This window comes from Halomonas sp. Ps84H-12, from assembly GCF_024124725.1.
GTDB classification, from domain to species: domain Bacteria; phylum Pseudomonadota; class Gammaproteobacteria; order Pseudomonadales; family Halomonadaceae; genus Vreelandella; species Vreelandella aquamarina.
In genome coordinates, this window is sequence record NZ_JAMXSJ010000004.1 from 42,047 (window position 1) to 67,599 (window position 25,553).

The 25,553-nt window shown below is 58.8% G+C and carries 28 protein-coding genes and 2 pseudogenes; 12 read left to right on the top strand and 18 right to left on the bottom strand.

The features are described from left to right. Positions 1–144: 144 nt before the first annotated feature. On the top strand, positions 145–747 hold the full coding sequence (locus tag NH344_RS02825; RefSeq protein WP_054640752.1) for a glutathione S-transferase family protein: 603 nt from the start codon (positions 145–147) through the stop codon (positions 745–747). A gap of 3 nt (positions 748–750) precedes the next feature. On the opposite strand, the gene trmB is transcribed toward NH344_RS02825, so the two are convergent. Genes trmB through thiS form a run of 3 tightly spaced genes read right to left on the bottom strand, consistent with a single transcriptional unit; the run spans position 751 to position 2,556 of the window. Further along, the gene (gene trmB, locus NH344_RS02830; protein ID WP_054640753.1) at positions 751–1,500 is read right to left on the bottom strand and encodes a tRNA (guanosine(46)-N7)-methyltransferase TrmB; all 750 of its coding nucleotides are present in this window, start codon (positions 1,498–1,500) and stop codon (positions 751–753) included. Positions 1,501–1,512: 12 nt separating this feature from the next. Continuing rightward, positions 1,513–2,307: a thiazole synthase gene (locus tag NH344_RS02835; RefSeq protein WP_062359228.1), complete on the bottom strand. Its 795-nt coding sequence runs from the start codon at positions 2,305–2,307 to the stop codon at positions 1,513–1,515. A 27-nt stretch (positions 2,308–2,334) separates the two neighbouring features. Beyond that, positions 2,335–2,556: a sulfur carrier protein ThiS gene (thiS, locus tag NH344_RS02840; protein ID WP_044629870.1), complete on the bottom strand. Its 222-nt coding sequence runs from the start codon at positions 2,554–2,556 to the stop codon at positions 2,335–2,337. A 141-nt stretch (positions 2,557–2,697) separates the two neighbouring features. Here thiS and NH344_RS02845 point away from each other — a divergent pair, with 141 nt between their 5' ends. Next, a complete protein-coding gene (locus tag NH344_RS02845; RefSeq protein ID WP_054640754.1) occupies positions 2,698–3,078 on the top strand; it encodes a DUF423 domain-containing protein in 381 nt (126 codons plus the stop codon). 6 nt (positions 3,079–3,084) lie between these two features. Here the strand turns inward: NH344_RS02845 and NH344_RS02850 are convergent, their stop codons facing one another. Then, on the bottom strand, positions 3,085–3,840 hold the full coding sequence (locus NH344_RS02850; RefSeq protein ID WP_074211279.1) for a glutaredoxin: 756 nt from the start codon (positions 3,838–3,840) through the stop codon (positions 3,085–3,087). 165 nt (positions 3,841–4,005) lie between these two features. Here NH344_RS02850 and NH344_RS02855 point away from each other — a divergent pair, with 165 nt between their 5' ends. Beyond that, a complete protein-coding gene (locus tag NH344_RS02855) occupies positions 4,006–4,446 on the top strand; it encodes a DUF411 domain-containing protein (protein ID WP_044629873.1) in 441 nt (146 codons plus the stop codon). On the opposite strand, the gene NH344_RS02860 is transcribed toward NH344_RS02855, so the two are convergent. From NH344_RS02860 to NH344_RS02880, 4 genes and pseudogenes are all read right to left on the bottom strand, one after another. Next, a complete protein-coding gene (locus NH344_RS02860) occupies positions 4,433–4,813 on the bottom strand; it encodes an EAL domain-containing protein (protein ID WP_232068190.1) in 381 nt (126 codons plus the stop codon). The two genes, NH344_RS02855 and NH344_RS02860, sit on opposite strands and share 14 nt — an antisense overlap. A gap of 71 nt (positions 4,814–4,884) precedes the next feature. Continuing rightward, on the bottom strand, positions 4,885–5,547 hold the full coding sequence (locus NH344_RS02865) for a nucleotidyltransferase family protein (RefSeq protein WP_137093984.1): 663 nt from the start codon (positions 5,545–5,547) through the stop codon (positions 4,885–4,887). Between the two features lie 22 nt (positions 5,548–5,569). Beyond that, positions 5,570–6,223 (bottom strand): annotated as a pseudogene (locus NH344_RS18320) (transposase); the annotation flags it as partial. 126 nt (positions 6,224–6,349) lie between these two features. Then, positions 6,350–8,524: a malate synthase G gene (locus tag NH344_RS02880; RefSeq protein ID WP_253027514.1), complete on the bottom strand. Its 2,175-nt coding sequence runs from the start codon at positions 8,522–8,524 to the stop codon at positions 6,350–6,352. A 219-nt stretch (positions 8,525–8,743) separates the two neighbouring features. Here NH344_RS02880 and NH344_RS02885 point away from each other — a divergent pair, with 219 nt between their 5' ends. Then, on the top strand, positions 8,744–9,712 hold the full coding sequence (locus NH344_RS02885) for an alpha/beta hydrolase (protein WP_172416676.1): 969 nt from the start codon (positions 8,744–8,746) through the stop codon (positions 9,710–9,712). Here NH344_RS02885 and NH344_RS02890 read toward each other — a convergent pair. Next, the gene (locus NH344_RS02890) at positions 9,709–11,217 is read right to left on the bottom strand and encodes a YifB family Mg chelatase-like AAA ATPase (protein ID WP_137093991.1); all 1,509 of its coding nucleotides are present in this window, start codon (positions 11,215–11,217) and stop codon (positions 9,709–9,711) included. The two genes, NH344_RS02885 and NH344_RS02890, sit on opposite strands and share 4 nt — an antisense overlap. A gap of 198 nt (positions 11,218–11,415) precedes the next feature. Between NH344_RS02890 and NH344_RS02895 the strand changes: the two genes are divergently transcribed. Beyond that, positions 11,416–11,751, top strand: coding sequence for a type II toxin-antitoxin system PrlF family antitoxin (locus NH344_RS02895; protein WP_137093994.1), 336 nt, complete (start codon positions 11,416–11,418; stop codon positions 11,749–11,751). Further along, the gene (locus NH344_RS02900; protein ID WP_253027515.1) at positions 11,748–12,245 is read left to right on the top strand and encodes a type II toxin-antitoxin system YhaV family toxin; all 498 of its coding nucleotides are present in this window, start codon (positions 11,748–11,750) and stop codon (positions 12,243–12,245) included. The genes NH344_RS02895 and NH344_RS02900 overlap by 4 nt, the downstream gene beginning before the upstream one ends. A gap of 35 nt (positions 12,246–12,280) precedes the next feature. Here the strand turns inward: NH344_RS02900 and NH344_RS02905 are convergent, their stop codons facing one another. Then, positions 12,281–12,718, bottom strand: a complete 438-nt coding sequence (locus NH344_RS02905) for a cation diffusion facilitator family transporter (RefSeq protein ID WP_228168775.1) — start codon at positions 12,716–12,718, stop codon at positions 12,281–12,283. Positions 12,719–12,864: 146 nt separating this feature from the next. After that, positions 12,865–14,241 (bottom strand): chromate efflux transporter, encoded by a 1,377-nt coding sequence (gene chrA, locus NH344_RS02910; RefSeq protein ID WP_062359217.1) that lies wholly within the window; start codon positions 14,239–14,241, stop codon positions 12,865–12,867. Positions 14,242–14,320: 79 nt separating this feature from the next. On the opposite strand from chrA, the gene NH344_RS02915 reads away from it, so the two are divergent. Further along, a complete protein-coding gene (locus NH344_RS02915) occupies positions 14,321–15,289 on the top strand; it encodes a chromate resistance protein ChrB domain-containing protein (protein ID WP_062359216.1) in 969 nt (322 codons plus the stop codon). 80 nt (positions 15,290–15,369) lie between these two features. On the opposite strand, the gene NH344_RS18325 is transcribed toward NH344_RS02915, so the two are convergent. The 3 genes from NH344_RS18325 to NH344_RS02930 all read right to left on the bottom strand — a co-directional run bounded on the left by NH344_RS18325 (position 15,370) and on the right by NH344_RS02930 (position 17,116). Next, entirely contained in the window at positions 15,370–15,549 is a 180-nt protein-coding gene (locus NH344_RS18325; protein ID WP_062359215.1) for a hypothetical protein, read from the bottom strand. Between the two features lie 115 nt (positions 15,550–15,664). Beyond that, a complete protein-coding gene (locus tag NH344_RS02925) occupies positions 15,665–16,534 on the bottom strand; it encodes an ABC transporter substrate-binding protein (RefSeq protein ID WP_062359214.1) in 870 nt (289 codons plus the stop codon). Between the two features lie 240 nt (positions 16,535–16,774). Then, positions 16,775–17,116 carry an accessory factor UbiK family protein gene (locus tag NH344_RS02930; RefSeq protein WP_228168776.1) on the bottom strand — a complete coding sequence of 114 codons (342 nt, stop codon included), beginning with the start codon at positions 17,114–17,116 and terminating at the stop codon, positions 16,775–16,777. A gap of 350 nt (positions 17,117–17,466) precedes the next feature. On the opposite strand from NH344_RS02930, the gene NH344_RS02935 reads away from it, so the two are divergent. The 3 genes from NH344_RS02935 to glnK all read left to right on the top strand — a co-directional run bounded on the left by NH344_RS02935 (position 17,467) and on the right by glnK (position 19,719). Next, on the top strand, positions 17,467–17,805 hold the full coding sequence (locus NH344_RS02935) for a P-II family nitrogen regulator (protein ID WP_007112359.1): 339 nt from the start codon (positions 17,467–17,469) through the stop codon (positions 17,803–17,805). Positions 17,806–17,866: 61 nt separating this feature from the next. Next, entirely contained in the window at positions 17,867–19,114 is a 1,248-nt protein-coding gene (locus NH344_RS02940) for an ammonium transporter (RefSeq protein ID WP_228168777.1), read from the top strand. A 266-nt stretch (positions 19,115–19,380) separates the two neighbouring features. Further along, positions 19,381–19,719, top strand: coding sequence for a P-II family nitrogen regulator (gene glnK / locus NH344_RS02945; protein ID WP_009098335.1), 339 nt, complete (start codon positions 19,381–19,383; stop codon positions 19,717–19,719). Positions 19,720–19,869: 150 nt separating this feature from the next. Here glnK and NH344_RS02950 read toward each other — a convergent pair whose 3' ends face one another. Continuing rightward, positions 19,870–20,646: a ferredoxin--NADP reductase gene (locus NH344_RS02950; RefSeq protein WP_044629891.1), complete on the bottom strand. Its 777-nt coding sequence runs from the start codon at positions 20,644–20,646 to the stop codon at positions 19,870–19,872. 192 nt (positions 20,647–20,838) lie between these two features. Between NH344_RS02950 and NH344_RS02955 the strand changes: the two genes are divergently transcribed. Continuing rightward, positions 20,839–21,765, top strand: a complete 927-nt coding sequence (locus NH344_RS02955; RefSeq protein WP_044629892.1) for a LysR family transcriptional regulator — start codon at positions 20,839–20,841, stop codon at positions 21,763–21,765. Positions 21,766–21,768: 3 nt separating this feature from the next. On the opposite strand, the pseudogene NH344_RS02960 reads toward NH344_RS02955, so the two are convergent. The 3 genes and pseudogenes from NH344_RS02960 to NH344_RS02970 all read right to left on the bottom strand — a co-directional run. Beyond that, positions 21,769–22,278: pseudogene (locus NH344_RS02960) on the bottom strand (methyl-accepting chemotaxis protein); the annotation flags it as partial. Between the two features lie 125 nt (positions 22,279–22,403). Beyond that, on the bottom strand, positions 22,404–24,272 hold the full coding sequence (locus tag NH344_RS02965; protein WP_253027516.1) for a methyl-accepting chemotaxis protein: 1,869 nt from the start codon (positions 24,270–24,272) through the stop codon (positions 22,404–22,406). A gap of 102 nt (positions 24,273–24,374) precedes the next feature. After that, a complete protein-coding gene (locus tag NH344_RS02970) occupies positions 24,375–24,806 on the bottom strand; it encodes a host attachment protein (RefSeq protein ID WP_044629926.1) in 432 nt (143 codons plus the stop codon). Positions 24,807–24,895: 89 nt separating this feature from the next. Here NH344_RS02970 and NH344_RS02975 point away from each other — a divergent pair, with 89 nt between their 5' ends. After that, complete coding sequence (locus NH344_RS02975) at positions 24,896–25,483, top strand: histidine phosphatase family protein (protein WP_228219191.1); 588 nt, start codon at positions 24,896–24,898, stop codon at positions 25,481–25,483. Positions 25,484–25,553 lie beyond the last annotated feature (70 nt).

Here is a 25,553-nt window from a genome sequence, read left to right on the forward strand (position 1 = left end):
CCCTTCATGCCCTGTTGATGGGCTGCAGGGCAAACTTTTTCCCATGGGTTGTGCGTTGACGTCGGTGGCCTACCTCAAAAGTGGTAGCGGCAGGCCGCATCGAGTGGTTTACGATACGTTTTCGTCACCTGAGGGGAGTCCACCATGCAGCTTTATCTCAATACTTCTTCACCTTACGCCCGTGTCGTGCGGGTATGCCTGTATGAAAAAGAGCTAATGGAGCGCACAGAGCTCTGCTGGTGCGACCCCTGGGCGGCGGATAGCGAGCTTTTAAAGATTACCCCGCTGAGTCGTATTCCGACGCTGGTGACGGAAGGCGGCGAGGTGCTGACAGAGTCGCTACTGATTGCCCACTATCTGGATGCCGTGGGCGAAGGCGCGAAGCTGCTACCAGCGGATGGTTTAGCGGAAACCCTGGCGTTGGCGGGGCTGGGGCAGGGCTTGATGGAGGCGGCGTTTAACGTGGTGATTGGCCGCAAGCATGGTGGGCCAGACGTGGATGAGACGCTGTTAGGAAACCGGCGGTTAAAAGCGATTGAGCGCACACTGGTGACGCTGGAAGCGCACCCTAGCGTGCTGGCTGGCCATACCCAGTGCACGCTAGGGGCGATTGTGGTCGCTGTTGCCCTGGCTTACCTCAGCTTTCGCTTACCGGCCTTTGATTGGCCGAACCGCTTTCCACGGCTGCAGGCGTGGTTTGCCAAGGTGACCGAGTGCGACAGCTTTGCGCTAACGGCGTTTGAGTAAGCGTTACGCTTCCCGCCGGTAAATCAGATCCCAGACGCCGTGGCCGAGCTTTTCGCCGCGGGCCTCAAACTTGGTGAGCGGGCGGAAGGCCGGGCGGGGCACGTAGGGCGACGTCTCGGCGGTGGCGGTGTTAGCGTAGCCGGGGGCGGCGTCCATCACTTCCGCCATCCACTCGGCGTAGGCTTCCCAGTCGGTGGCCATGTGGAACGTGCCGCCGGGCTTGAGGCGTGTGCGAATCAGCTCCACGAACGCAGGCTGCACGATGCGCCGCTTATGGTGCTTCTTTTTCGGCCACGGGTCGGGGAAGAATAGCTGCAGCGTAGTCAGCGAGCCTTCGGGCAGACACTGCTCCAGTACTGCCAGGGCGTCTTCCCGGTAAACGCGCAGGTTGGTCAGGCCGCGTTTATCCACTTCATCGAGCAGTTTGCCAACGCCGGGGGCGTGCACTTCGATGCCGATAAAGTCGGTATCGGGATGAGTTTCGGCCTGCTCGATCAGCGAGTTGCCCATACCAAAGCCAATTTCCACCACGCGGGGGGCTTGGCGACCGAACAGGGCGTCTAAATCCTGGCGGCCATCGGCAATGGTCAGCCCCAGGCGCGGCCATACGTCTTCCAGGCCGCGTTGTTGGGCTTGGGTCATGCGCCCGGCGCGAATCACATAGCTTTTAATGCCGCGGCGGTGCAGCGGCGCATCGGCACTTTCGGGGCCAGTGGTGTTGCTCTCGGGCGCGGTGTCGTTCGTATCGGTCATGGTGTCTCTGTATCAGCCGTTGATTCGGCCTGCAAAAGGCGAAGAGGGATCGGCATTTTGGCGGCGCGGCATGCGGCCTGCCAAGAACGCATCGCGGCCAGCCTCGACGGCGAGCTTCATGGCGTTGGCCATGCGCAGCGGATCGCGGGCGTGGGCAATGGCGCTGTTGAGCAGCACGCCGTCGCAGCCAAGCTCCATGGCCATAGCGGCATCGGAGGCCGTACCAATGCCTGCATCCACCAGGACCGGCACGCTGCTCTGCTCCACGATCAGGCGGACATTATGCGGGTTTTGAATGCCGTGGCCCGAGCCAATCAATGAGCCCAGCGGCATGATGGCGCAGCAGCCCATGGCTTCCAGCTCGCGTGCCACAATCGGGTCATCGCTGGTGTATACCATCACGTCGAAACCGTCGGCCAGCAGGGTCTCGGCCGCTTTGAGCGTCTCGACCACGTTGGGGTAGAGCGTGTGATCGTCGCCGAGCACTTCCAGCTTGACGAGGTTGTGGCCGTCCAGCAGTTCGCGGGCCAAGCGGCAGGTGCGCACGGCATCTTTGGCGTTGTAGCAGCCAGCGGTATTGGGCAGCAGGGTGTACTGCTTGGGCGAGATGACGTCGAGCAGGTTCGGCGCATCGGCATCCTGGCCAAGGTTGGTACGGCGCACGGCAAAGGTGACGATTTCGGCACCGCTCTGGGCAATGGCAGCACCGGTTTCGGTAAAGTCTTTGTACTTGCCGGTACCCACTAACAGGCGGGAGCTAAAATCACGTCCGGCAATGGTGAACGGTGTATCAGTCAGTTGCGTCATAGCGATTCCTTGAAAAAGCACCGGCAGCTAGCCGCCGCCAATGGCGTGGACCACTTCGATCTGGTCGCCTGCGGCCAGCGGGGTCGCGGCCAGTTGGCTCTTAGGCACAATCTGTTCGTTGATTTCGACAGCGATACGACGCCCGCCCAGGCCAAGCTGCTCGACCAAGTCGGCAGCGGTGAGGCCTGCGGTCATGGCGTAGGGTTCGCCGTTGAGCGTAAGCTGTATCGACTCATTGGGGGTAGGCATAAACAGTAAGCACCCTGGTGGATGAGGCAAAACGGCCTCTATTGTAGCGGTTTCGACCCGTGCAAGGTATGCAGCGGGGTGAATATCTCATGATTAACGGGGTGGCGATGCGCCGCCAACATAGGTGAAAAGGAGTCAGGCGTGCAGCGAATCGACAAGCTGTGGTGGTGTGTGGTGGCGCTTTTAGGGGCAACCATGGTGATGCTGGGGGCTTACGCGGCCCATGGGCTCTCGGCACGCACCAGCGCTGCCATGGTAGATATCGTAGAAACCGGCGTGCGCTACCAAGCGTGGCACACGCTGGCCATGCTGGCGGTGCTTGCTTGGCGCAGCCAACGTCCGCTCCCCGGTCAGCAGGTCGTACTCGCCTTATGGGCGTTAGGTGTGCTGGCCTTTGCTGGTTCGCTCTACCTGATGGCGCTGGCCGGGTTGAGCGTAGGTATCGTGACGCCGATCGGCGGGCTGCTGCTGATGGCCGGTTGGCTGGCCCTGGGCGTCACGGCGCTGCTAAGCCGCTCTTAATCGATGCTAGCCCAGTAGCATGCGCAGCGGCATCCACAGGCCCATGCCGATCATCACCAGGTTTTCGGTGAGCGACACAAAGCCGAGCGGTACGTTGCTGTTGCCACCCACGCAGGCGCACTTGAGTTCGCGCTTATCGATGTAAACCGCTTTGAAGACTGATACCGCGCCCACGGTGCCGACGAATAGCGCCAGCGGCGCGGCTACCCAAATCAGTGTACCAGCCAGCATCAACAGCCCGGCGGCGGTTTCGGCGTAGGGGTAAACGTAGCTATAGGGCACGTAGCGCTGGGCGAGCAGGTCGTAGTTGAGAAACATGGTGCTGAAGCTTTCGATATCCTGCAGCTTCTGCAGGCCCAGCAGCACCATCGCGGTCGCTACGGCAAACTCTGGCATGCGCGCCGTGAGCAGCGTGCCCTGGGTCGTCCAGCTCATCGCCAGGCCTATCAATAGCGCGATGGCAAAAATGGCCAGCACCGGGCGGTAGGTAGTCTCTTTGGCATTGGGAACGCTCATCCCTAGATGCTCACGCAGCTCTTCGTAGCCGCCGATACGCTCCCCATCGATATACACCTGCGGCGTGGTATCGACATCTTCTCGCGCCTTGAACGCGTCGATCTCCTCACGAGAGGTGAGGGTGTGGTCATCCACCGCGTAGCCTTTGCGTTTGAGCAGGTCGACGGCCTTCAAGCCGAACGGGCACATGTGCTCGGCGGTTTTCATCCGATACACCTGGGCAGTGTGGTGGGTCGTTGCTGCCATGGTTAGCCTCCTTGTCGTCTTGCGATCAACGTCCAACCTTTAGCGTAGAACCTGGTGCCGCCCATAGGTCAAATAACCGGGCTGATGCTGCTGCAGCGGGCTTGACCTATGGGTAACCCCTAGGTTGTAAGCTTTATAACAGAGACCATTTAACAGGAGATACATATGAAACGTAACGCCACGGCGCTCTTGGTATCCGGTGCACTGATGTTTGGTGCCGCAACAGCCCAAGCGGCGCTGCCCGATGAGGCGACGCTGTATAAAAACCCGCAATGCGGCTGCTGCGATGAGTACGCGCGTCATCTTGAAGCGCTGGGCGTAGACGTCACCATTATTGATGACGTCGAGCTGGGTGATATCAAACAGCAGGCGGGCGTGCCTTACGGCATGGGCTCTTGCCACACCATTGAGATAGGCAACTATTGGATTGAAGGGCACGTGCCGATGGAAGCGGTTGAGGCACTGTTTGAACAGCAACCGGATGTCGATGGCATCGGCTTAGCCGGTATGCCGATTGGCACACCGGGCATGCCAGGGCCCCAAAGCGAGCCTTACAACGTTTACCTATTCAGCGATCAAGACGCCCAGCCGTTTATGACGCTGTAGGCGAAGAAGCGCCGTTGCGTCGCGCAAACTCTGCTGCGGGTGCTGGCTTGCCAAAATAGTAGCCTTGATACACATGGCATCCTAAGCGAGCCAGCACCGTGCACTGGTCGGCAGTTTCCGTGCCTTCAGCAATCACGTCTAATCCCAGGCTCTCTGCTAGGGCGATAATGGTGGCGGCTATCGGCGTTGCCTGCATATCCAAGGTTAAATCCTTGACGAAGGCAATGTCGATTTTGAGCGTGTCCAGCGGCAGTGATTTGAGATACGCCAGCGATGAGTAGCCGGTGCCAAAATCATCCAGCGCAAAGCGGATGTCCAGTTGCCGCAGGCGCAGCATCTTATCGATGGTGCCTTCTGGGTCGCTCATTAGCAGCGATTCAGTGAGCTCCAAGGTTAAGCGCTGATGCGCGCTCCATCATCAAATAGCACCACGCCATCCTACAGGGCGTCCTTGAGGTTGGAGAGTGTGTCTGGCGTATCAACATCGAATACCACCCCGGCATCGTCCACGTCATGGGTACGGTAGTGTGAAGCATGTTGCCGAATCAAAGACGCTGCCCCTGACTCGCCGTCGATGCCTGCCAGGGCTGGCCAAAAATCCCGCCCAAACAGTACCGGATGTCCAGGTTGGCCGCGGAAGCATGGCCGCCAGATGGTGTCTCGGGTGATGCACTGCTGCAGCGTCAGTAGCGTTTCGGGCTGAAAGCGAGGCATATCGCCTAGCAGCACCGCGACGGCCTGAGCGTCTTTTAGGCGACGATCACGACTCAACGCCGCCACCGCTTCGGCAAGGCTCGCACCCAAACCCAGTGGCGCCCGATGCAATCGAATCAGCGGCGTGCTCGGCGCCAAGCCGAGCTGAAGTGCGTCGTCTTCCTCTCGAATCGCAACCCTTACCTGGAGAAACGCCTGCTCAATGCGTGCCACCGTCGTGGCCAACAGCGTTCTGCCATCGGCAAGGCGCGCTTGGCGCTTATCGGCGTCGCCATAGCGCCGTGAGTAACCTGCTGCCATCACGAGCGCGACGACGTGATGAGCGCTCTCCGCGCACTGCCTGTTTTGCTGAGTATGTTCAATCACCTGCCGATCCAAGTGTTGCATCAATATTGAGTCCTTTCGTCACCTCGAAGATCCGCTGGGTCAGCGCATGCTTCTCCAACAGATGACGGAAGTGCAGCAGCGTGGTCGCGTCTGGTACGCTCTCGATGGTCAGATCGATACCCACGAAGTCGCGCATCGCCTGACTATCGTAGATCGCATCTTCGAGCGCCTCGTCGGCGAGCGCATACCACTGTTGCAGGAAGTAGATCCGCAGCATGCGCTCCAGGCCGATGAGCGGACGGCCGCGCTGTTCGGCTGCCTAGAGTTTATCCGGCAGCGCATAGCTGGCGGTGACATGCACCACGGGGCGCGTGTCATCGCTGGCGGAGAAAATCTGCACTTCGCCCACCGCCAGGCGGCGGCCCAGCTTGATCAGCTTGGCGTGGGCAATAATGTCGTGGTCGCCGGAGGCTGCGCGTAAAAAGTGGCAGTTTAAATCGCTGGTCACGGCCATCGCTTCGGGGCCAATTTGGGCGAGTATCGCCACGTACAGCGCCACATCCGCAAAGCCCATCATGGTGGGGCCGGAAACGCGGGGGCCAGGGCGCAGGTGCTCATGGCCAATGCTTAGGAGCATGGTAGCGCACATCTCTCCAACGCTCTCTATCTTGCCCATTCGCTGGGGAAAGACATCATCGAGGAAGCGTTCGATTTGTTCGGCGTTCATGACGGTCATTGTTATTTTCCTATGATTTATTTCGTTAACGTCAACGTAAGCATGTTATTAAGCTAAACAAAAGCCCCTCAAGGTGCGAGACCATGAGGGGCTTTTAGCGACTATTGTCTAGTCAGCGCGAAGCGTTTACTTCGATTTGTGCACCTGACGCCACGCGTGCAGGAGTGGTTCGGTGTAGCCAGAAGGCTGTTCACGGCCCTTGAAGATGAGGTCTGAGGCCGCTTTAAAGGCGGTAGAGCCTTCAAAGTCGGCGCTCATGGCGGTGTACGTGGGGTCGCCAGCGTTCTGCTCATCAACCACTTTCGCCATGCGCTTGAGGGTCTCCTCAACGCGGGGCGCATCGACGATGCCATGATGCAGCCAGTTGGCAATGTGCTGGCTGGAGATACGCAACGTGGCGCGGTCTTCCATCAGGCCGACGTTGTGAATATCCGGCACTTTCGAGCAGCCGACGCCGTGTTCCACCCAGCGCACCACGTAACCCAGAATGCCCTGGCAGTTGTTATCCAGCTCTTGCTGAATCTCTTCCTCTGACCAGTTGGCGTTTTCCGCTACCGGCACGGTGAGCAGGTCGTCCAGGAAGTCCGGCTCGCCCTGGGCTTCCAGCTCGCGCTGAACGTCGGCCACGTTTACCTGATGGTAGTGCAGGGCGTGCAGGGTAGCCGCCGTGGGGGAAGGTACCCACGCAGTGTTGGCACCGGCTTTCGGGTGGCCAATCTTCTGCTCCAGCATGTTGTGCATCAAATCGGGCATGGCCCACATGCCTTTACCAATCTGGGCGCGGCCGCGCAGGCCACAGGCCAAACCGACCTGCACGTTGTTTTTCTCGTAGGCAGTGATCCACGCAGCGCTCTTCATATCGCCTTTGCGAACCATCGGGCCTGCTTCCATGGCGGTGTGCATCTCATCGCCGGTGCGGTCCAGGAAGCCGGTGTTGATGAAGACTACGCGTGAGGTCGCTTCGGCAATACACGCCTTGAGGTTCACCGTGGTGCGACGCTCTTCGTCCATGATGCCCATTTTCAGGGTGTCACGGCTCATGCCCAGAATGTCTTCGACGCGGCCAAATAGCTCGTTGGCGAAGGCGACTTCTTTAGGGCCGTGCATCTTCGGCTTGACGATATACACCGAGCCTGCGCGGGAGTTGCGCGGTTGGTCGGCGTCTTTCTTCAGGTCGTGCAGGGCCAGCAGCGAGGTGACTACCGCGTCCAGAATGCCTTCCGGCAGCTCGTTGCCGTTTTCGTCCAGCACCGCAGGCGTGGTCATCAGATGACCCACGTTGCGCACGAACATCAGCGAACGACCCGGCAGTGTGACGGTGTTGCCGTCAGTGGTTTGCCAAGTGCGGTCGGCGTGCAGCTTACGGGTGAAGGTTTTGCCGCCTTTTTCGATGTTCTCTTCCAGATCGCCCTTCATCAGGCCGAGCCAGTTGCTGTACACGCCGACCTTGTCTTCGGAGTCTACCGCCGCAACGGAGTCTTCGCAGTCCATGATGGCGGTCAGCGCGGCTTCAACCACGACGTCTTTGACGTGCGCCGGATCTGTCTTGCCGATCGAATGGTTGGCATCGATCTGGATTTCCAGATGCAGACCGTTGTTGGCCAGCAGAATCGATTCGGGGGCGGAAGCATCACCGTTAAAACCAATCAGCTTGCCAGCGTCTTTTAGGCCGGTTTCACGGCCGCCTTCCAGACTGACGACCAAGTGGCCGTCGCGGATGGCGTACTTCACGGCATCCCGGTGAGAGCCAGTGGCCAGCGGGGCGGCACGGTCCAGCACGCCACGGGCGTAAGCGATGACTTTTTCGCCGCGTTTCGGGTTGAAGCTGGTGCCTTTTTCCGCGCCGTCCTCTTCGGAGATGGCATCGGTGCCATACAGCGCGTCATACAGGCTGCCCCAGCGGGCGTTGGCCGCGTTCAGGGCGTAGCGGGCGTTGCTCACCGGTACGACCAGCTGCGGGCCGGCTTGAATCGCCACTTCACGGTCGACGTTAGCGGTGGTGGCTTTTACGCTGGACGGTGCATCGGCCAGGTAGCCGATCTCTTTTAAGAAGCTGCGGTAGGCGGGCATATCACGAACCGGACCGGGGTTTTCCCGGTGCCAAGCGTCCAGCTTCTCTTGCAGCGCGTCGCGCTCTTCAAGCAGTTGGCGGTTTTTCGGGGTCAAATCGTGGAACAGGGCATCGACACCGGCCCAGAAGGCGCTTTCGTCGACGCCGGTGCCCGGCAGAGCCTGCTCGTTGATGAAACGATCTAGGTCGGCTGCCACCTGTAAACGGTGACGCGTGATACGCTCGCTCATGGGGATCTCCTGTGAAGGTGCCCGTGGATTGTTCTAGTGCCACGGTTCGGGTGAAGGGTGATTTATGGAAAATACTTCCACACCTGCGTTGGCATGTAAACAGCGTAGACCCTAAAGCGTTAAAATGCTCGACCAAATGATAAGAGCGGGCGGCACCGCCACTGTTATTTTGTGCTGTTACTCAGTCCATGGAAGTGTGGTGTTCACGGAGAGACGTTAATGCATAATTTCCAACACTTGGAAGGTCTGTTTCGGCAGGCGCAAGGGGAGTCGTCGCTCTCCCGCTTGACGCCAGGCGACGCGCTAACGGACGCTGTGCATGACTACTTTCGCCACTACGGCTTAGAGGCGCTGCTCAACGACGCTAGCGAAGTGCATGCCGGATTTGTCGATACCGGACGGTTCGCGCTGTGGTGCCAAGTGTGGAGCCCACCTGCGCCCACCGGCACCGCGTTCGTGATTCATGGCTATTTCGATCATCTGGGACTGTACCGCCACCTGCTCAGTTGCCTGCTGGCCAAAGGCTGGCGCGTGGTGCTGTGGGATTTGCCCGGCCACGGGCTTTCCAGCGGCCCCCGGGCGGAAATTGAGGACTTCGATGACTACCAGCACTGCTTGGTGCATCTGCAAGAGGCGCTGCAAACCCTCGGCATGGCACCGGAACCGTGGCTGGGCGTTGGCCAAAGCACCGGCGCGGCGATTCTCGCCACCGACGCGCTCACCCGCCGAGAAGCCGCCCATTGGGCCGGTATCGTGCTGCTGGCTCCGCTGGTGCGCCCTTGGCGCTGGAGCCAAGCCAGCTGGCTGCATTTAATCGCCAGCCCCTTTGTCAAAGAGCTGCCGCGCAAGTATCGTCCCAACTCCACCGATGAAGCGTTCACCGCCTTTCTACGCGACCAGGACCCGCTACAGCCCGAGCGCTTGAGCGTGGCCTGGATCACCGCCATGCGCCGTTGGATGCCGCGCCTGTTAGCGCTTGAGCCCAACCCACTGCCCACGCTGATTCTGCAGGGCGAGCAGGACCTCACCGTGGATTGGGAGTGGAACCTGGCCATCCTGGCGGAAAAATTCCCCAACGCGGAGATTCACCGCCACCCGGAGGCGCGCCACCACTTGGTGAACGAAGCCGAGCCGATTCGCCAAGTGCTGTTTGAAGCGCTCGATCGCTTTATCGAGAACGTGCATTAAGCTCCCTTCAATAGCCGATCCAACTGCCGGTAGCCGATGGCTTCGATAAAGTGCGGCTGGGAGGGCTTGGGTTCGCCCTGTAAGTCAGCCAGCGTCAGCGCCACGCGTAGCACGCGGTGGTAGGCGCGGGCGGAGAGCTTGAGCTTTTCCAGCACGCCTGCCAGCCAGGCGCGCTCTTCATCATTAAGGGCGCAGGCGGCTTCCAGCGCTTTACCGCTGAGCTGGCTGTTGAGCGCGCCCCGAGCCATTTGCCGCTCCCGGGCCGCCATCACTCGCTCGCGCACCGCGCTGGAGGGCTCGCCCTGGGTTTGTGCGGTGAGTTGCTCCGGGGGCAGCGCGGGCACTTCCACTTGCAGATCAATACGATCCAACAGCGGGCCAGAGAGGCGTGCCTGATAGCGCTGAATTTGGCTGGCACTGCACTGGCAGCGTTGGCGTGGGTCGCCCAGGTGCCCGCAGGGGCAAGGGTTCATCGCGGCAACGAGCTGAAATTGAGCGGGATATCGGCGCTCATGGCTGGCGCGAGACAGATGAATTTCCCCTGTTTCTAGGGGTTGCCGAAGGACCTCCAGTACGTTGCGGGAGAACTCTGGCAGCTCATCCAAAAACAGCACGCCGTGGTGCGCAAGCGATATTTCACCCGGTTTGGGTTTGGAGCCGCCGCCGACCAGTGCGGCGGCGCTAGCGCTGTGGTGGGGTTGGCGGAAGGGCCGTTGGCCCCAGTCGGCTTCCAGTGGCAAGCCACATACCGAACGCACCGCCGCCACCTCCAGGGCGTCGTCCTCGGAAAGCGGCGGCAGAATGCCGGGCAAGCGGCTGGCGAGCATGGTTTTTCCGGTGCCGGGTGGGCCTGCGAGCAATAGGTTATGGCCTCCTGCAGCAGCGACCTCTAACGCCCGGCGCGCCTGATGCTGGCCGCGAACGTCGGCTAAGTCCGCCACCGGGGCGGTAGATTTGACGGAGGCGGAGAGCTGGTGGGGCGGAATTTTCTCCTGGCCCAGTAAGTGAGCCACCACTTGCCAGAGAGAGTCGGCGGGCAGCACCGGCAAATCGCCCGCCAGGGCGGCTTCATCGGCGCAGGCGCGGGGCACGATCAGCGCTTTGTTGGCGCGCCGGGTGGCCAGCGCAAACGGCAGCACACCGGGTACCGCCCGCAGCTTGCCATCCAGGGCCAGCTCACCTGCGCACTCCATGCCTTCCAGCGCATCCACCGGGATTTGGCCCGATGCCGCGAGAATGCCCAGCGCAATCGGCAAATCGAAACGGCCACCCTCTTTGGGCAGGTCCGCCGGGGCGAGGTTGAGGGTAATGCGCTTGGTGTTGGGGAAGTCAAAGCCCGCGTTGATCAAGGCGCTGCGCACCCGTTCGCGGCTCTCTTTCACGGCGGTTTCCGGTAAGCCCACCAGGGTTAACCCCGGCAAACCGTTGGCTAAATGAACCTCTACATGCACCGCCGGTGCTTCCAACCCCACGCCTGCCCGCGTGGCGACAATGGCTAGCGTCATCGCCTTTCCTCTGCTGTTGTCACTTACTCCAATGTAGGATAAAGCTATATTAGCTTAAGTATTTAACCTAACGTAATTAAGAAGGCTTTGGTAGCGCTTAAGCAACTGGTTCAAGTAGCGGAGATGGCTTGACGAGGTAATGCGCCTGCATTACTTTGTATGCATTACCTTTGCATTGCTATCAAGCGGAGAGCGACAGTGAGCACGCTTATCGAAGACGACTCAACTCTGACGGATCGCTATCAAACGACTGTTCCGGCATCGATTCGCCGGGCGCTAAAGCTGAAGCGCCGAGACCGTATCCATTATACCGTTCGTCCTGATGGAGAAGTGGTGCTTTCCCGGGCGAGTGATGAGGCCAAGCACGACCCTGTGATGGTCAACTTCCTCAATTTTCTAGAGCGCGATCTTCTGGCGCATCCGGAAAATATTCGCCCGGTGACTGCCAGTAGCTTTGCCGAGGCCGAACGGCTTACCGCAGGTATTGAGGTAGACCTCGAAGAGGCGCTGGAAGAGGATGATGACGACGAATGAAGCCTCTGGAGGTTAATGGATGGACGATTTATGCCCATCCGTTGTTCTTGGAACAAGTCGAAGCACTCACCTTGAAAGTGAGACATCTTCAATCGAAAGATCCTGCCGGATATCGCAACAAGGCGGCCACCAAGCGCCTAGCAGCGATCATGAAGCTAGCCTTGAATGATATTCCGCAGGATCCATCAGGCACTCACTACCGTCAAGGGAACACGCTTGGCACAGAGCACACTCATTGGCAACGAGCAACGTTCTACCAGCAGTACCGGCTGTTCTTTCGCTACGATGCTGCGAGCAAAATCATTATTTATGCATGGGTCAATGATGACGCCACAAAACGCGCTTACGGCAGTAAGCATGATGCTTACTCTGTCTTTCAGAAAATGCTCAGCAGTGGCAACCCACCGGATAGCTGGAAAGCCTTACAGAAAGCCTCAATGAGCGAAGTTGAACGAATTCATTTACTTTTAGCGGCAGATAACAACGATAACTAAATCATACTAGATCTTTTTGGGGGTTCTTCGTCACTTTATGTGGATTTGGCCTGATCGAACAGGCGGCCCACGCTTTCTATCACCATGTACAGGGCGAATACGGCCAGCAGTATCGCCCCAGTAAACCCGCCCAGCGCGTTGACCTTTCCGGTGCCAAACGAGAACCGGTCACTCGTAGCCTGCTTCCGAGCATAGGCATACGCGAAGGCGGCAATGCCCAGTGCCACTGCGTGAGAACCCATGTGCAACCCATCGGCCAGCAGCGCCATTGATCCGTAGATCACCCCCGCCGTAATTTCCCACACCATCATGGCCAGGGTCAGCCCGACCACAATGAGCGTCCGCGACTCACCGGAGCGTTTATGATTCTGGCCAAACGTGTGATCGTGTTGCCATTGGTCAAGGCGATGGTGATGCATGACGGGCGTACCTAAGGAAAGAAGATCATATTCAGCGTAGGCGCTATCGAGCATTGCGACGCCACCTATCCCCCCAGGGGGGATAGGTGGGATACTAGTGGAGATCAGGTGGGTTCACAACCAAGCGTGTGAGAGTAAGCGCAGCGAACTATAAAGGACGACGCTAATGAGACGGAAACGTCACCGGCGGGGACTGCTGGCTAAAAAAACACAAGAGACGCTAAGATACCCAGAAGCGCGCAACCCGCCAGCACTTTGAGCATGCCCACCTTGAAATGAAAAATCGCGACCATGGCGCCTGCCGCCAGTAACAACGCCAATAGATCAAGAGACGCTAAATTCGGCGCTAAAATACGCGCCCCCATCACGTGCCACTCGCCTACGTCAGCGAAAATAACGTGAACGCCAAACCAGATGGCCAGGTTGAGGATAACCCCGACGACCGCAGCGGTAATGGCGGACAGCGCAGCGCTTAGGGCGCGGTTGTCACGTAGACGCTCCACATAGGGAGCCCCTAAAAATATCCAAAGGAAACAAGGAATGAACGTTACCCATGTGGTCAGCAGTGCGGCGAGCGTTGCCGCCAACATGGGATCAAGGCCTGTGGCGTCACGATAAGCGCCCATAAACCCAACAAACTGGACGACTTGAATTAATGGGCCCGGTGTTGTCTCCGCCATGCCCAGGCCATCCAGCATCTCGCCCGGTGCCAGCCATCCATAGTTTTGCACCGCCTCTTGAGTGACGTAGCCCAATACCGCGTAGGCACCGCCAAAGGTCACCACCGCCATCTTGCTAAAGAAGAATGCGATCTGACTGAACACATTCTCGCTACCGAATAGCGCTAATAGCAGTACCACGGGCGTCAGCCACAATAGGAGTAACGTGCCTGACATGCGTAGCGACCACTGGTGATTGGGGCGTGCATGGGCAGGCAGCCCTTCTCCCAGTAGAGAGTCTCGGTCGCTAAGCACTGACTCGTCGGCATCACCGTGGCCACCGCCCACCTGGAAGGCCGGCATGCCGCGCTTTCCTCCCCAGTACCCCAGAAGGGCCGCGCTCAGAATAATCAGCGGAAACGCCACCTCAAAAAAGAAGATAGCGACAAACGCGGCAGCGGCGATGCCAAGCATTATCTGATTTTTCAGCGCCCGCTTGCCGATACGGACGACAGCGTTAAGTACCACGGCCAGAACCGCCGCTTTTAGGCCAAAGAAGAGTCCCTCAACGGCTCCCACATTGCCTAAGGCGGCATACAGGTAGCTCAGGGCTAGAATGGCGATGAAGCCAGGTAGCACAAAGAGGCTGCCCGCGACTAAACCACCTTTGGTACGATGCATCAGCCAACCGATATAGATAGCCAACTGCTGCGCTTCTGGCCCCGGCAGCATCATGCAATAGTTAAGCGCGTGCAGAAAACGGCGCTCGCCAATCCATTTTTTTTCTTCGACAAGGATGCGATGCATCACCGCTATCTGACCCGCTGGGCCGCCGAAGCTCAATAGTGCGATTCTTAACCAGACCCTAACGGCCTCACGGAACGGGACTTGATGGGTCGACTCAATGTTGGACGGCATGGCACACTCTCTAACGAGTCAGGGTATTATTTTGTAGAATGTATAACAGTAAGGTTATATATGCAACGTAAGAGGCGGTATGGCAGATAACGAACAACACTGGTTAATCCTGATCATGCGCCTCAGTGGGCGGTCGGGCACACCCCGTATGAGGATCTGGCGGGCACTTCGTGGTTTAGGTGCTGCGGTACTCAGAGACGGCGTCTACTTACTGCCTGCTAGCCCCACGCGAAGGGAAGCGCTGGAGCTGCAAGTCGGCGCTATTCGGGAGCTGGGAGGTAACGCGCTGCTGATCGAGGTAGACGATTCAGCCATAGATAGCGTCGAGGTATTGCCTTCGCTCTTTGATCGAACGCCAGATTTTCAGGCCTTACGGGCGGCAGTGGCTGACTGGAAACAGGCATGCCCTCAGTTGGAGGAGCGAGACGCGCAGCGTCAATTGACCCAGTTGCAGCGACGTTTACAAAGCATTGTGGAGATTGATTTTTTTCCAGGATCAGAAAGCGAGCGCGCTATCATGGCCTTGGCAGAAGCGGAGACCGTCTTCAATCGTTGCTTTGTGCCAGATGAGCCCCAGCCGATCCAGGCCGAGATCCCACGGCTTGATCACTCTGCATTTCGTGGAAAACGGTGGGCCACGCGCCGTCGCCCTTGGGTGGATAGGCTAGCATCGGCTTGGTTGATCAAGCGCTTTATTGATCCTGAGGCTCGCTTCGTGTGGCTAGAACATCCAAGCCAGTGCCCGCCAGACGCGCTGGGGTTTGATTATGATGGAGCCTATTTCACCCATATTGATGACAAGGTGACGTTTGAAGTGCTGCTCGCGAGTTTTAGCCTTGAGACGCAGGCAGGCTTGAGCAGAATTGCGGAGCTAGTACACTACTTGGACGTGGGGGGCACCCCTGTACCAGAGGCCGTGGGGTTAAAACTTATGCTGGCCGGGGCTAAAGAGCGCTGTGACGACGATGATGCCCTGCTGCAACATACCGATATGTTGTTTGATGACCTTTACCAAGCATATTTGGCGGGAGACCCAGGCCGGGAGTGAGTATGCGCTAATAGTGAAAAGGCCGGGTTTACCCCAGCCTTTTGCTAGCGACCCTTATGGCTCGAAGGGTTCCAGGCTAATTAATCGCGGATCAGGGGACGTGCTGAAGCCGTCTTCAAAGGTAAACCAGCTAACGCTATGAATCGCTGTAGGCCTACCAGTGTCAGGCCCGGCAAGCCATTCGCCAGATGTACTTCGACATGCACCGCCGGTGCTTCCAACCCCACGCCCGCCCGCGTGGCCACAATCGCTAATGTCATGGCGCTCCCTCGCAACGTCTCTCAATTGGCTCACTCAGTTTAATGAGTCTGCTCGTTGGCTAAGCCTACTTTATTTCAAGCGTTGAGCGCTACTGAGCGGCCAGCGAGTAAAGCGTTAATGTGCCCCCTGGGCGTTCAATGCGCTGCTCAGTTCGCGGGCAAAGCGCTGGGCGGAGGGCAGGGCGCCAAAGCTCCAGACTGGCGGCAGGCGCAGCAGATGGCCATGTTGAACGCTCGGCAATTGTTGCCACAGGCCGCTCTTTTCCAACTGCGCTTCCACCCCTGCGGGGAGCGGGTCAACGATGACCAGGGTGGCGTCGGGGTAGCGTGCCAGCGCCTCGATACCGACCAAGGCGAAGCCCCAGGCGTTGGTGGGCTCATCCCAGGCGTTGGGCAGCGCCAGCTGTTCCAATACGGCGTTGTAGAGGCTGTTCTCGCCAAATACCCGCACATGCCGAGCATCCATGAACTGCACCATCAGCAATGGAGATGCGTTGCCGGGCGGGTAGCGCAGCTCGCGCATCAGCTGCTGGGTGTTCTCGATCAGCGCGTCGGCTTCTGCGTTGCGTTCGGTCAACTCGCCCAACTGGCGGGTGAGGGTCTGCATTTCCTGCCACGTATCGGTGCCTGGCGAGTAAAGGGCGAAAGTGCCCACCGGCGCGATGCGCTCCAACCGAGGAATCAGCCCGGTAAACATGGGCGAGAGCAGGGTTTGCTCAGGGGGCGATTGGGCCAACTGCTCGAAGTTGGGCTGGGTGCGTAGGCCAAGGTCGCTGACGTGCTCCGGGATACGCGGCTCGCCTACCCAATCGTGATATCCCGGCTGTTGCGCGATACCGCTGACCGGAGCGCCAATCGCCAGCAGCGTTTCGGCGATGGTCCAGTCGATAGTGGCCCACTGGGCGTGGCTGGCGGTGCTGAACAGCAGGGCTGCCGCGAGCAAGCAGCTGCGGGCCAGGGTCGGGAGTCGGGGGATGCAGCGCATGAAGTGGGCACCTGACAATAAGCGCTTTATTTAAACGATTCTGTTTATCAATTGCAAATGGAAACAGCGGAGGTCGCACAAGTCGTCAGCGCGAGACGCCTCAGGGGCGTAACTGCTCCAACATGGTGCATGAGGTGGCTTTCGCCATGCCTTCGCGCGTTTGATGCGTCACAAAGTGAGCCGTAAGGGGTCAGGCGGATAAGCGCGCTGGGTGCCTATCCAAGGCCACCCAGCGTTGCCTCAGCTTGGGTTGCCGGGGGTGGGCTTGCCTTGCTCGGCAGGCTCAACGGGGGCTGGCGGTACTTCGGCTTCCATGGGGGGGGGCTGCGCGGCGCTGGCCGCTTCCACCGTGGCTTCCAGGCTGGCCACCTGACGCTCCAGCGCTTCGACACGCGCGCGCGTGCGCTGAAGCACATCCATCAAGATATCAAAGTCTTCTCGTGATACCAGCTCCAGGCGGTCGAAGGCGCCTCGTACCACTTGCTGCACGCCTTTCTGAATGTCTTCCGGGGCCTGGGAAGCATTCTGTAAACGGTCGCCTATCTGCTGGGCTAAACGGCTGATGCGATCCTGGGGCGTCATGGCTCTCTCCTCAAACGGTGGCGCATAAATGTGGATAGCTTACCTGTAAGGATACGCAACCCTTTGCCAAACCGCATGCCCCGCGTGCGTTTTCTCCTGCAGTGTGCGCATGCATCAAAAAAGAGCGTGCCGCTTTTATTGGTGATCGTTTTTAGTGCATGGGTGGGTGTGAATGGATGCGTAGTCGCCTTGCCAGTGGCTGTAAAGCGCACTTTTGAAACCTTAAGGGTATGAATTTCAATGATAAAAAATACAGTGGCACGGTATGAGCATTAGCAGGGCAAGCACTAAATTCGGGCGGCCACGCCGCTCTCCACCGAGTGGGACTGAACCAGCAGGGGAGATCCGGGATGAAACTCATCACCGCTATCATCAAGCCTTTCAAGCTTGACGACGTTCGTGAAGCACTCGCCGACAACGGCGTGCAGGGGATTACGGTTACTGAGGTCAAGGGATTTGGTCGGCAGAAAGGCCACACCGAGCTGTATCGCGGTGCCGAGTACGTAGTGGACTTTCTGCCCAAGGTGAAAGTGGAAGTGGCCGTGGACGATGCGCGTCTGGAGAGCGTGCTGGATGCCATCTGCAGCGCTGCCAACAGCGGCAAGATCGGTGACGGCAAAGTGTTCGTGACGCCGCTGGAAGATGTCATTCGTATTCGTACCGGAGAGCGTGGCGCCGACGCGGTATAGGCCTGCCCACACAACGACGACCCACTACGTATAACTTCTCTTGGATCACGGGGAACACCTGATGAACGAGCTTACAGAATTGAGCTATGCGCTCGATACGTTTTACTTCCTGATTTGCGGCGTACTGGTCATGTGGATGGCCGCCGGCTTCTCGATGCTCGAGGCCGGTATGGTACGTTCCAAGAACACCGCTGAAATTCTGACCAAGAACATTGCGCTGTTTGCCATTGCCTGCACCATGTACCTGCTGGTGGGCTACTACATCATGTACTCCAGCGGCGAAGGCGGTTTCCTGCCTAGCCTTGGGTTCCTGATCGGTACCGAGAACAGCGTCGATGCGGTGCTGGCCGGTGGTGAAGATGCACCTTACTACTCCATGCGTTCGGACTTCTTCTTCCAGGTCGTGTTCGTCGCAACGGCGATGTCGATCGTGTCGGGTGCCGTGGCCGAGCGTATGAAGCTGTGGGCCTTCCTGGCCTTCGCGGTGGTCATGACCGCCTTCATCTACCCGGTGTCTGGCTACTGGACCTGGGGCGGCGGCTGGCTGGATGGCGTTGGCTACTCTGACTATGCGGGCTCGGGTATCGTCCACATGGCCGGTGCAGCAGCAGCGTTGGCGGGTGTGCTGGTACTGGGCCCCCGTAAGGGCAAGTATGGCAAGGACGGTTCTATCCACGCGATTCCGGGCGCCAACATGCCACTGGCCACGCTGGGTACCTTCATCCTGTGGATGGGCTGGTTCGGCTTCAACGGTGGCTCTGAGCTGAAAATGTCCGATATCGGTTCAGCTAACAACGTTGCGCAAGTGTTCGTGAACACCAACGCAGCGGCTGCCGGTGGTGTCATCGCCGCGCTTATTCTAGCCAAGCTGTGGTTCCGCAAGGCGGACCTCACCATGGCGCTGAACGGCGCGCTGGCTGGCCTGGTCGCCATTACCGCAGACCCGCTGTCGCCTTCTGCGCTGGGTGCCGCCTTGATTGGTGCCATCGGTGGCCTGATCGTGGTCGCTGCCATCATCACGCTGGACAAGCTGAAGCTGGATGACCCTGTGGGTGCTATCTCGGTTCACGGTGTGGTCGGTATCTGGGGTGTGTTGGCAGTACCGCTGAATAATGGCGATGCGTCCTTCGGTGCACAGTTGATCGGTATCGTGGGCATCTTTGGCTGGGTCTTCATCGCAAGCTTAGTGGTATGGCTGGTGCTGAAAGCGGTCATGGGTATCCGCGTTAGCGAAGAAGAAGAGTATGAAGGCGTCGATATCGCTGAGTGCGGTCTGGAAGCCTATCCCGAGTTTAGCGTTAAGAAATAAGCTTGCGCTAATCATGTGAGCTGGCGTGCTCCTTTTGGCCTCCCCACCGTGGGAGGCCTTTTTGTCCTTCCCAGGTAGGTTGCATGCTGGTTGTTATTAGCTAGGTACGTACTGGTTTTTTTATTCTCCGCCCTTGGCGGTGTATGCTTAATCGACTGGGTAACGGGCTTGGCTATGCGAGCGCCCCCGCTAACCTCGATGGTTATGACAATCGGTTAATAACGCTGTCTGCATGACAGCAGGCCACCAAGCTAGAGGATGTCGCAATGAAATTGATCTCAGCCATTATCAAGCCCTTCAAGCTTGATGACGTACGCGAATCGCTCTCGGATATCGGCGTGCAGGGCATTACGGTAACGGAAGTAAAAGGGTTTGGCCGTCAGAAGGGCCACACGGAACTCTACCGTGGCGCGGAGTACGTGGTGGATTTCCTGCCTAAGGTGAAGCTGGAAGTCGCCGTCGACGATGATATGGCCGAGCAGGTGATCGACGCGATTACCCAGGTCGCCAATACCGGCAAAATCGGTGACGGTAAAATCTTTGTGATGCCCCTTGAGCAGGTCATCCGTATTCGTACCGGCGAAACAGGTAAAGACGCTGTCTAACCACGGTGAATGGTAAGGCGTGAACAGTGAGTCGCGCTGAATCGACAAAGCCCCTGTGGATAATACCCACAGGGGCTTTGTGCAGAAGGCGACGATGACACGGGCTACGATTTTCTATTCATCCTTCACCTTTCACCCTTCGAACGAGGCTCACTTCTCAACGAAGGCGCGTTCGATGACGTAGTCGCCCGGCTCGCCCATACGCGGGGAGATGTTCAGACCCAGCTCATCGAGCAGGGCGCTGGTGTCGTCCAGCATCGCCGGGCTGCCGCAAATCATCGCGCGGTCTTGGCGCGGGTCGATGGGCGGTAGGCCGGTGTCCTCGAACAGCTTGCCGGTGCGAATATGGTCGGTCAGGCGACCCATGGTGTGAAACTCTTCACGGGTCACCGTGGGGTAGTACACCAGCTTCTCGGCGATCTCTTCGCCCAGGTACTCGTGGGCGGGCAGCTCTTTGGTGATGAAGTCGGCGTAGGCCAGTTCGGAGACTTCACGCACGCCATGTACCAGCACCACTTTTTCAAAGCGCTCGTAGACTTCCGGGTCTTGGATTAGGCTCATAAACGGCGCCAAGCCAGTGCCGGTCGAGAGCATATACAGGTTGCGGCCCGGCAGCAGGTCGTCGCACACCAGTGTGCCGGTCGGCTTGCGGCTGACCATGATCTGGTCGCCCACTTTCAGGTGTTGCAGGCGCGAGGTGAGCGGGCCATCCGGCACCTTGATGCTGAAGAATTCCAGGTGATCTTCGTAGTTGGGGCTGGCGATGGAGTAAGCGCGCATCAGCGGTTTGCCGTCCACTTCCAGGCCGATCATAACGAACTGGCCGTTCTTGAAGCGCAGGCTGCGCTCGCGAGTGGTGCGGAAGCTGAATAGGGTATCGTTCCAGTGGTGAACGCTTAACACTTCTTCCAGGGCAAACTTGCTCATGCTAACTCCTCCAGGGGCAGCGAGGCCTAAGCCTTGCTCACCATATTCCAAAAAAGAATAAAAAACAGCTCTATAGGTTGCTCTCAATTCTAAATAAGGGTGGTATATCTGTTAAGCAAATTATCTTGATAACGCTTATCTTTAAAATCGATATAGCCCTTTCGCGGACCACTCTACAGATAGGTTTTGGCCATGCACTACACCCTGCGACAGTTAGAAGTTTTCGTGGCCGTTGCCCAGCACGAGAGCGTTTCCCACGCGGCGCGCGCGCTGGCCATGTCGCAATCGGCCACCAGCACGGCGCTGGCGGAGCTGGAGCGCCAGTTCGATTGCCAGCTGCTCGACCGCATCGGGAAACGGCTAAAGCTCAACGCGCTCGGCTTCCAGCTACTGCCCAAGGCGGTGGCCCTGCTGGACCGCGCCGAGGAGGTCGAAGAGCTGCTGCGGGGCCAACAGGGTGTGGGGGCGTTAGACGTCGGCGCGACGCTCACCATTGGTAACTATCTCGCCACGCTGCTGATCAGCGATTTCATGCAGCGCTACCCTGGCAGCCGTGTGCGTCTGGCGGTGCGCAATACACGGCATATTATCGAGGGCGTGCGTCAGCACTCGCTGGATTTAGGGCTGATTGAGGGGCAGTGCGATGACGATATGATCATCAGCCAGCCCTGGGTCGAGGATGAGCTGTGCGTGTTCTGCTCGCCGCGCCACCCGCTGGCAGGGCGGGAGCACCTGGAGCTGGATCAGCTGCTGCGGGAGGATTGGATCATGCGTGAGGAGGGCTCAGGCACGCGCATGACGCTGGAGCATGCGGCCCGCCACCGTCGCAGCCGGTTCAATACGCTGTTGGAGCTGGAGCATACCGAGGGCATTAAACGCGCGGTGGAGTCGGGATTAGGGATTGGCTGCGTGTCGCGGCTGGCACTGCGTGATGCCTTCCGGCGCGGCAGCTTGGTGCCGCTGCCCACGCCGGAGTTGGATCTCAAGCGCCAGTTCACGTTCATTTGGCATCGCCACAAGTACCTCACCACCGGCGTGCGGGAGTTTTTACGCCTCTGCCGCGAAATGACCGCCGGGGCCAAGCGCAGTGACGATATTCCGCTGCCACCGATTCCCTAGCGGTTACACCTTGGCCTTTTCAGGGCTTGGCAGCGCCTGAGCCAGGTGCTGCGACGCCTCTAGCGTAAAGCCACCCACTAGCGCGGCCAGCCTGTCCGCTTGGTCTTTAAGCTGCTCGGCCGCGGTGGTGGACTCTTGCACCAGGGCGGCGTTTTGCTGGGTCATCTGATCCAGGTCGGTCACCGCGATGCTGACTTGGTTGATCCCGTCGTTCTGCTCACCGGCTGCCGTACTGATATCGCCCAGCATTTGGGTGACGCGCGTCACGCTATCGGCCAGCTCGTGCATGGCGGCTTCGGCGTCGCGTACCATTTGCGTGCCGCTTTCGACCTTATCGGCAGACGCATCGATGCGCTGGCGAATGTCCTTGGCGGCGTCGCTGCGGCGCGAGGCGAGCTTGCGCACTTCATCGGCCACCACGGCAAAGCCGCGCCCGTGTTCGCCAGCCCGCGCTGCTTCTACTGAGGCGTTGAGTGCCAGCAGATTGGTTTGGAAGGCAATGCTGTTCATCAGCAAGAGGCGAAAGAGCGTATCGAGTGCCATCCTTGAACCAGTAGAACAAAGATTCATGGTTAACGCATGACATGGCCGCCACCGCGAGCGCTGCGGCGGCCATGGAGGAGTGGCAGACGAGACGTTTAGAAGGTCTCTGACGTGCGCGGTAAGCGATCCTGCGGCGCTTGCAGCGCGGGTGATGCCGCGTTAGAGAGTTTGAAACTGCTGATCGTGCCGGTCAGGCGATCCGCCTGCTCTTTCAACTGCTCGGCGGCGGTGGTGGACTCTTCCACCATGGCGGCGTTTTCCTGGGTCATCCGGTCAAGCTCGGCCACGGCGATGTTGACCTGTTTGATGCCATCGCTTTGCTCGCTGGTTGCAGCGTTGATCTCTTCCAGTACGTCGGTTACGCGGGTGATGTGGTCTACGATATCCTTCATCGTGCTACCCGCATTGCGTACCAACGAGGTGCCGTTATTCACCTTGGCTTGCGAGTCTTCGATCAGTTTCTGGATATCGTTGGCCGCGTCGCTGCTGCGGCCAGCCAGTTTGCGCACTTCCTCTGCCACGACGGCAAAGCCACGGCCATGCTCGCCAGCCCGCGCTGCTTCTACCGAGGCGTTGAGCGCCAGCAGGTTGGTCTGGAAGGCAATGCTGTTCATCAGCGTGACGATCTCGCCAATCTTGTTGGAGGCGTCGGAAATATCTTCCATGGTGGTGACCACGTTCGACACCACCTGACCGCCCTCTTTCGCGACTTCGGTGGCCGCGTGGGAGAGCTTGTTGGCTTCCTGTGCTGAGGCCGCCGTGTGCTGCACGGTGCTGGTGATTTGCTCTACCGATGCGGAGGTTTGCTGCAGGCTAGACGCCGCGTTGTCGGTACGGCGGGAGAGGTCCTGGCCGCCCATGGCAATCTCGTTAGCGGCATGGTGCACCGATTCGCTGCTGGTGCGCACATCGATTAAGACGTGCTCCATTTTGTTAACAAAGCGGTTAAAGGCGCTAGCGATTTGAGTGACTTCGTCGTTGCCTTCTTCTGGCAGGCGCTGGGTGAGGTCGCCCTCGCCGGAGGCGATGTTATCCATCGCGTTGCGCACCCCCAGCAGGCGGCGCAACAGTAGCGACAGCAGCAGCCCAAATACCACAGCGGTAATGGCCGCGACGATCAGCAGGGTAACGATGGACGTGGTGGCAATGGCGCGCAGGTCTGCGGTGGCCTCTGCTTCGTCTAACGCGACGACCAACTGCCAACCGCTGTTGCCGCCTACAGCACTGCCCATTAGCAGTTTATCGCTGCCTTGCAGAGCTAGCGGCTGTGGGGAGTCTGCCTGCACGATGCGAGTGAGGTCCGAAGGCGTGAGCGCATCGCTTAATACACTTGAAGGCTCCAGCGTCAGCGACTCATCCGGATGGGCAACCAGCGTGCCATCGTTGGTGGTTAGAAAGCCAAAGCTAGACGGTGTGGGGGAAATGCTGGCAACAATATCGATAACGTCAGCAATCGTAATATCGGCCCCAACCACAGCGGCTAGTTCGCCGTTTTGATAGAAGGGGCGAGCGAAGGTAATGATCAGGCCGCCCGTTTGAGCATCGACATACGGGGCGGTGATGATAGTGTCTTGCGCGTTCACCGCGCCTTGATACCAGGGACGCTGGCGTGGGTCATAATCGCTAGGGGGTTGCCAGCCGTCTGAGAAAATTCCCTCTGATGTGGACGGGTAAGCAATGTAAGCGGTCATAAAGTCGCCAGAATCGGCTAATTGTCGCAAGGCTTGTAGCGGCTCTTCGCTAACTGCAGTGTGTTCCATGCTGGCTAACATCGTGTAGCGCGCATTGAACCACTCATCGATGGCCTGTGTGTTTCCATTCACAACAGCGCTTAGGTTGCGATTAACCTGCTCACTATTGTGATGCTTTACAGTCGTGTAACTAGCAATGCCATTCACCGTTAAAGCCAACACAATAGCGATAAGGGCCGCTAGCAAGATACGTAAACGTAGGGAAGAAAACATAGTCGCTCTCGGGATCATCAGGGTTCATGATGGGTATCGGCGAGAGCGACTACGCCTTTAGTAAAAAGCAGGAAAAAAAGTTAGTAAGCGCTAACTGTAGTGTTAACGAAGATCGCTGACCGCGTTCTGAATATCAGCCATGGACGCTTTGCTGAGGTCTTTCGAGAGCGTGTGGGTGACCAGCTTCTGCGTGGGGTTATCGAGCTTCTCTTTGAGCAGCCCCAAGAACTTGGGAGGCGCGACCATGATCAGCTTGTCCATGCTGTTGTCCACCCGCGCAGTGTAGAGTCGCTGGGCGACTTCTTTGGCAAACAGCTCGTTTTCATGTTGGGAGGCCGCGCCTTCCTCGCCGGATGAGCGCGATGACGTTGACGTAGACTCATGAACATCGGCACCGCGGCGGTCCGTGATCAAGTCGCCTTCATGCAGCCTGCCTGCAGCGTGTACCAAGCTCTCCTGCTCGGCGAGGTGAAGTGCATCACGGGTGAAGATACGTGCCCGAGCGGCGTCGGCTACCACGATATAGGTGGTCATTGTCATACGTCCTCCATGTCATTGATTACCCTTTAACCATGGCAACCGTTCCGTGTTTGGTCAAACACGGTTTTCATAGAGAAAAGAGCATGGATATAGACGACTCACGTCATCATTGGCGAAACCGCTATCTGCTGATGCGCCACGGCCATAGCCAGGCTAACGCACAAGGCACCATCATCAGCTCCCCCGAGCGAGGGCTGTTGGCGTATGGGCTGTCGCCGCAGGGCGAGCAGCAGCTGGCAGATACCGTCGCACGGTGGCACTGGCCGGTACCCACACAGGTCGTGCATTCGGACTTTTTACGCACCACGCACACCGCCGCCCGAGTGGCCGCCGCGTTTGGGTTGGAGATGCAAAAAGAGGAGCGCTTGAGGGAGCGCCACTTTGGTGAATTGGAGGGCAAGGCGGATAGCCACTACCCGGAGGTGTGGGCCTTCGATGCCCAGAACGCCGACCACACCCAGTGGCAGGTGGAGCCGGTCAAGCGTGTCGCGGCGCGCATGGTCGCTGCGCTGGAAGCGTTGGAGCAACGCTTTGAGGGTGAAACGGTGCTGGTGGTCAGCCACGGCGACCCCCTGCAAATTCTGCTCACGGCGCTGGCGGGCAAGCCGCTGACGAAGCATCGGGAGCAGCCTGCGCTACTGCCTGCCAGCATTACGCTTGTGGGCGGTTAAGCGCCCTCTTTAGGAGGAATCCAGGCGATCATATCTACCTCCACATCCGCACTGCCCGCAAGCCCGGTCA

Bases quoted from the DNA above. Each gene is read 5' to 3' on its own strand.
- NH344_RS02885 (WP_172416676.1), top strand. From the start codon at position 8,744: ATGCATAATTTCCAACACTTGGAAGGTCTGTTTCGGCAGGCGCAAGGG.
- NH344_RS02880 (WP_253027514.1), bottom strand. From the start codon at position 8,524: ATGAGCGAGCGTATCACGCGTCACCGTTTACAGGTGGCAGCCGACCTA.
- NH344_RS02865 (WP_137093984.1), bottom strand. From the start codon at position 5,547: ATGCAACACTTGGATCGGCAGGTGATTGAACATACTCAGCAAAACAGG.
- NH344_RS02975 (WP_228219191.1), top strand. From the start codon at position 24,896: ATGGATATAGACGACTCACGTCATCATTGGCGAAACCGCTATCTGCTG.
- NH344_RS18325 (WP_062359215.1), bottom strand. From the start codon at position 15,549: ATGACATTAGCGATTGTGGCCACGCGGGCGGGCGTGGGGTTGGAAGCA.
- NH344_RS02900 (WP_253027515.1), top strand. From the start codon at position 11,748: ATGAAGCCTCTGGAGGTTAATGGATGGACGATTTATGCCCATCCGTTG.
- NH344_RS02970 (WP_044629926.1), bottom strand. From the start codon at position 24,806: ATGACCACCTATATCGTGGTAGCCGACGCCGCTCGGGCACGTATCTTC.
- NH344_RS02930 (WP_228168776.1), bottom strand. From the start codon at position 17,116: ATGACGCCCCAGGATCGCATCAGCCGTTTAGCCCAGCAGATAGGCGAC.
- NH344_RS02890 (WP_137093991.1), bottom strand. From the start codon at position 11,217: ATGACGCTAGCCATTGTCGCCACGCGGGCAGGCGTGGGGTTGGAAGCA.
- thiS (WP_044629870.1), bottom strand. From the start codon at position 2,556: ATGCCTACCCCCAATGAGTCGATACAGCTTACGCTCAACGGCGAACCC.
- NH344_RS02955 (WP_044629892.1), top strand. From the start codon at position 20,839: ATGCACTACACCCTGCGACAGTTAGAAGTTTTCGTGGCCGTTGCCCAG.
- NH344_RS02905 (WP_228168775.1), bottom strand. From the start codon at position 12,718: ATGCTCGATAGCGCCTACGCTGAATATGATCTTCTTTCCTTAGGTACG.
- NH344_RS02850 (WP_074211279.1), bottom strand. From the start codon at position 3,840: ATGGCAGCAACGACCCACCACACTGCCCAGGTGTATCGGATGAAAACC.
- NH344_RS02965 (WP_253027516.1), bottom strand. From the start codon at position 24,272: ATGTTTTCTTCCCTACGTTTACGTATCTTGCTAGCGGCCCTTATCGCT.
- NH344_RS02950 (WP_044629891.1), bottom strand. From the start codon at position 20,646: ATGAGCAAGTTTGCCCTGGAAGAAGTGTTAAGCGTTCACCACTGGAAC.
- NH344_RS02935 (WP_007112359.1), top strand. From the start codon at position 17,467: ATGAAACTCATCACCGCTATCATCAAGCCTTTCAAGCTTGACGACGTT.
- trmB (WP_054640753.1), bottom strand. From the start codon at position 1,500: ATGACCGATACGAACGACACCGCGCCCGAGAGCAACACCACTGGCCCC.
- glnK (WP_009098335.1), top strand. From the start codon at position 19,381: ATGAAATTGATCTCAGCCATTATCAAGCCCTTCAAGCTTGATGACGTA.
- NH344_RS02940 (WP_228168777.1), top strand. From the start codon at position 17,867: ATGAACGAGCTTACAGAATTGAGCTATGCGCTCGATACGTTTTACTTC.
- NH344_RS02835 (WP_062359228.1), bottom strand. From the start codon at position 2,307: ATGACGCAACTGACTGATACACCGTTCACCATTGCCGGACGTGATTTT.
- NH344_RS02925 (WP_062359214.1), bottom strand. From the start codon at position 16,534: ATGCGCTGCATCCCCCGACTCCCGACCCTGGCCCGCAGCTGCTTGCTC.
- NH344_RS02860 (WP_232068190.1), bottom strand. From the start codon at position 4,813: ATGAGCGACCCAGAAGGCACCATCGATAAGATGCTGCGCCTGCGGCAA.
- NH344_RS02915 (WP_062359216.1), top strand. From the start codon at position 14,321: ATGGCAGATAACGAACAACACTGGTTAATCCTGATCATGCGCCTCAGT.
- chrA (WP_062359217.1), bottom strand. From the start codon at position 14,241: ATGCCGTCCAACATTGAGTCGACCCATCAAGTCCCGTTCCGTGAGGCC.
- NH344_RS02855 (WP_044629873.1), top strand. From the start codon at position 4,006: ATGAAACGTAACGCCACGGCGCTCTTGGTATCCGGTGCACTGATGTTT.
- NH344_RS02825 (WP_054640752.1), top strand. From the start codon at position 145: ATGCAGCTTTATCTCAATACTTCTTCACCTTACGCCCGTGTCGTGCGG.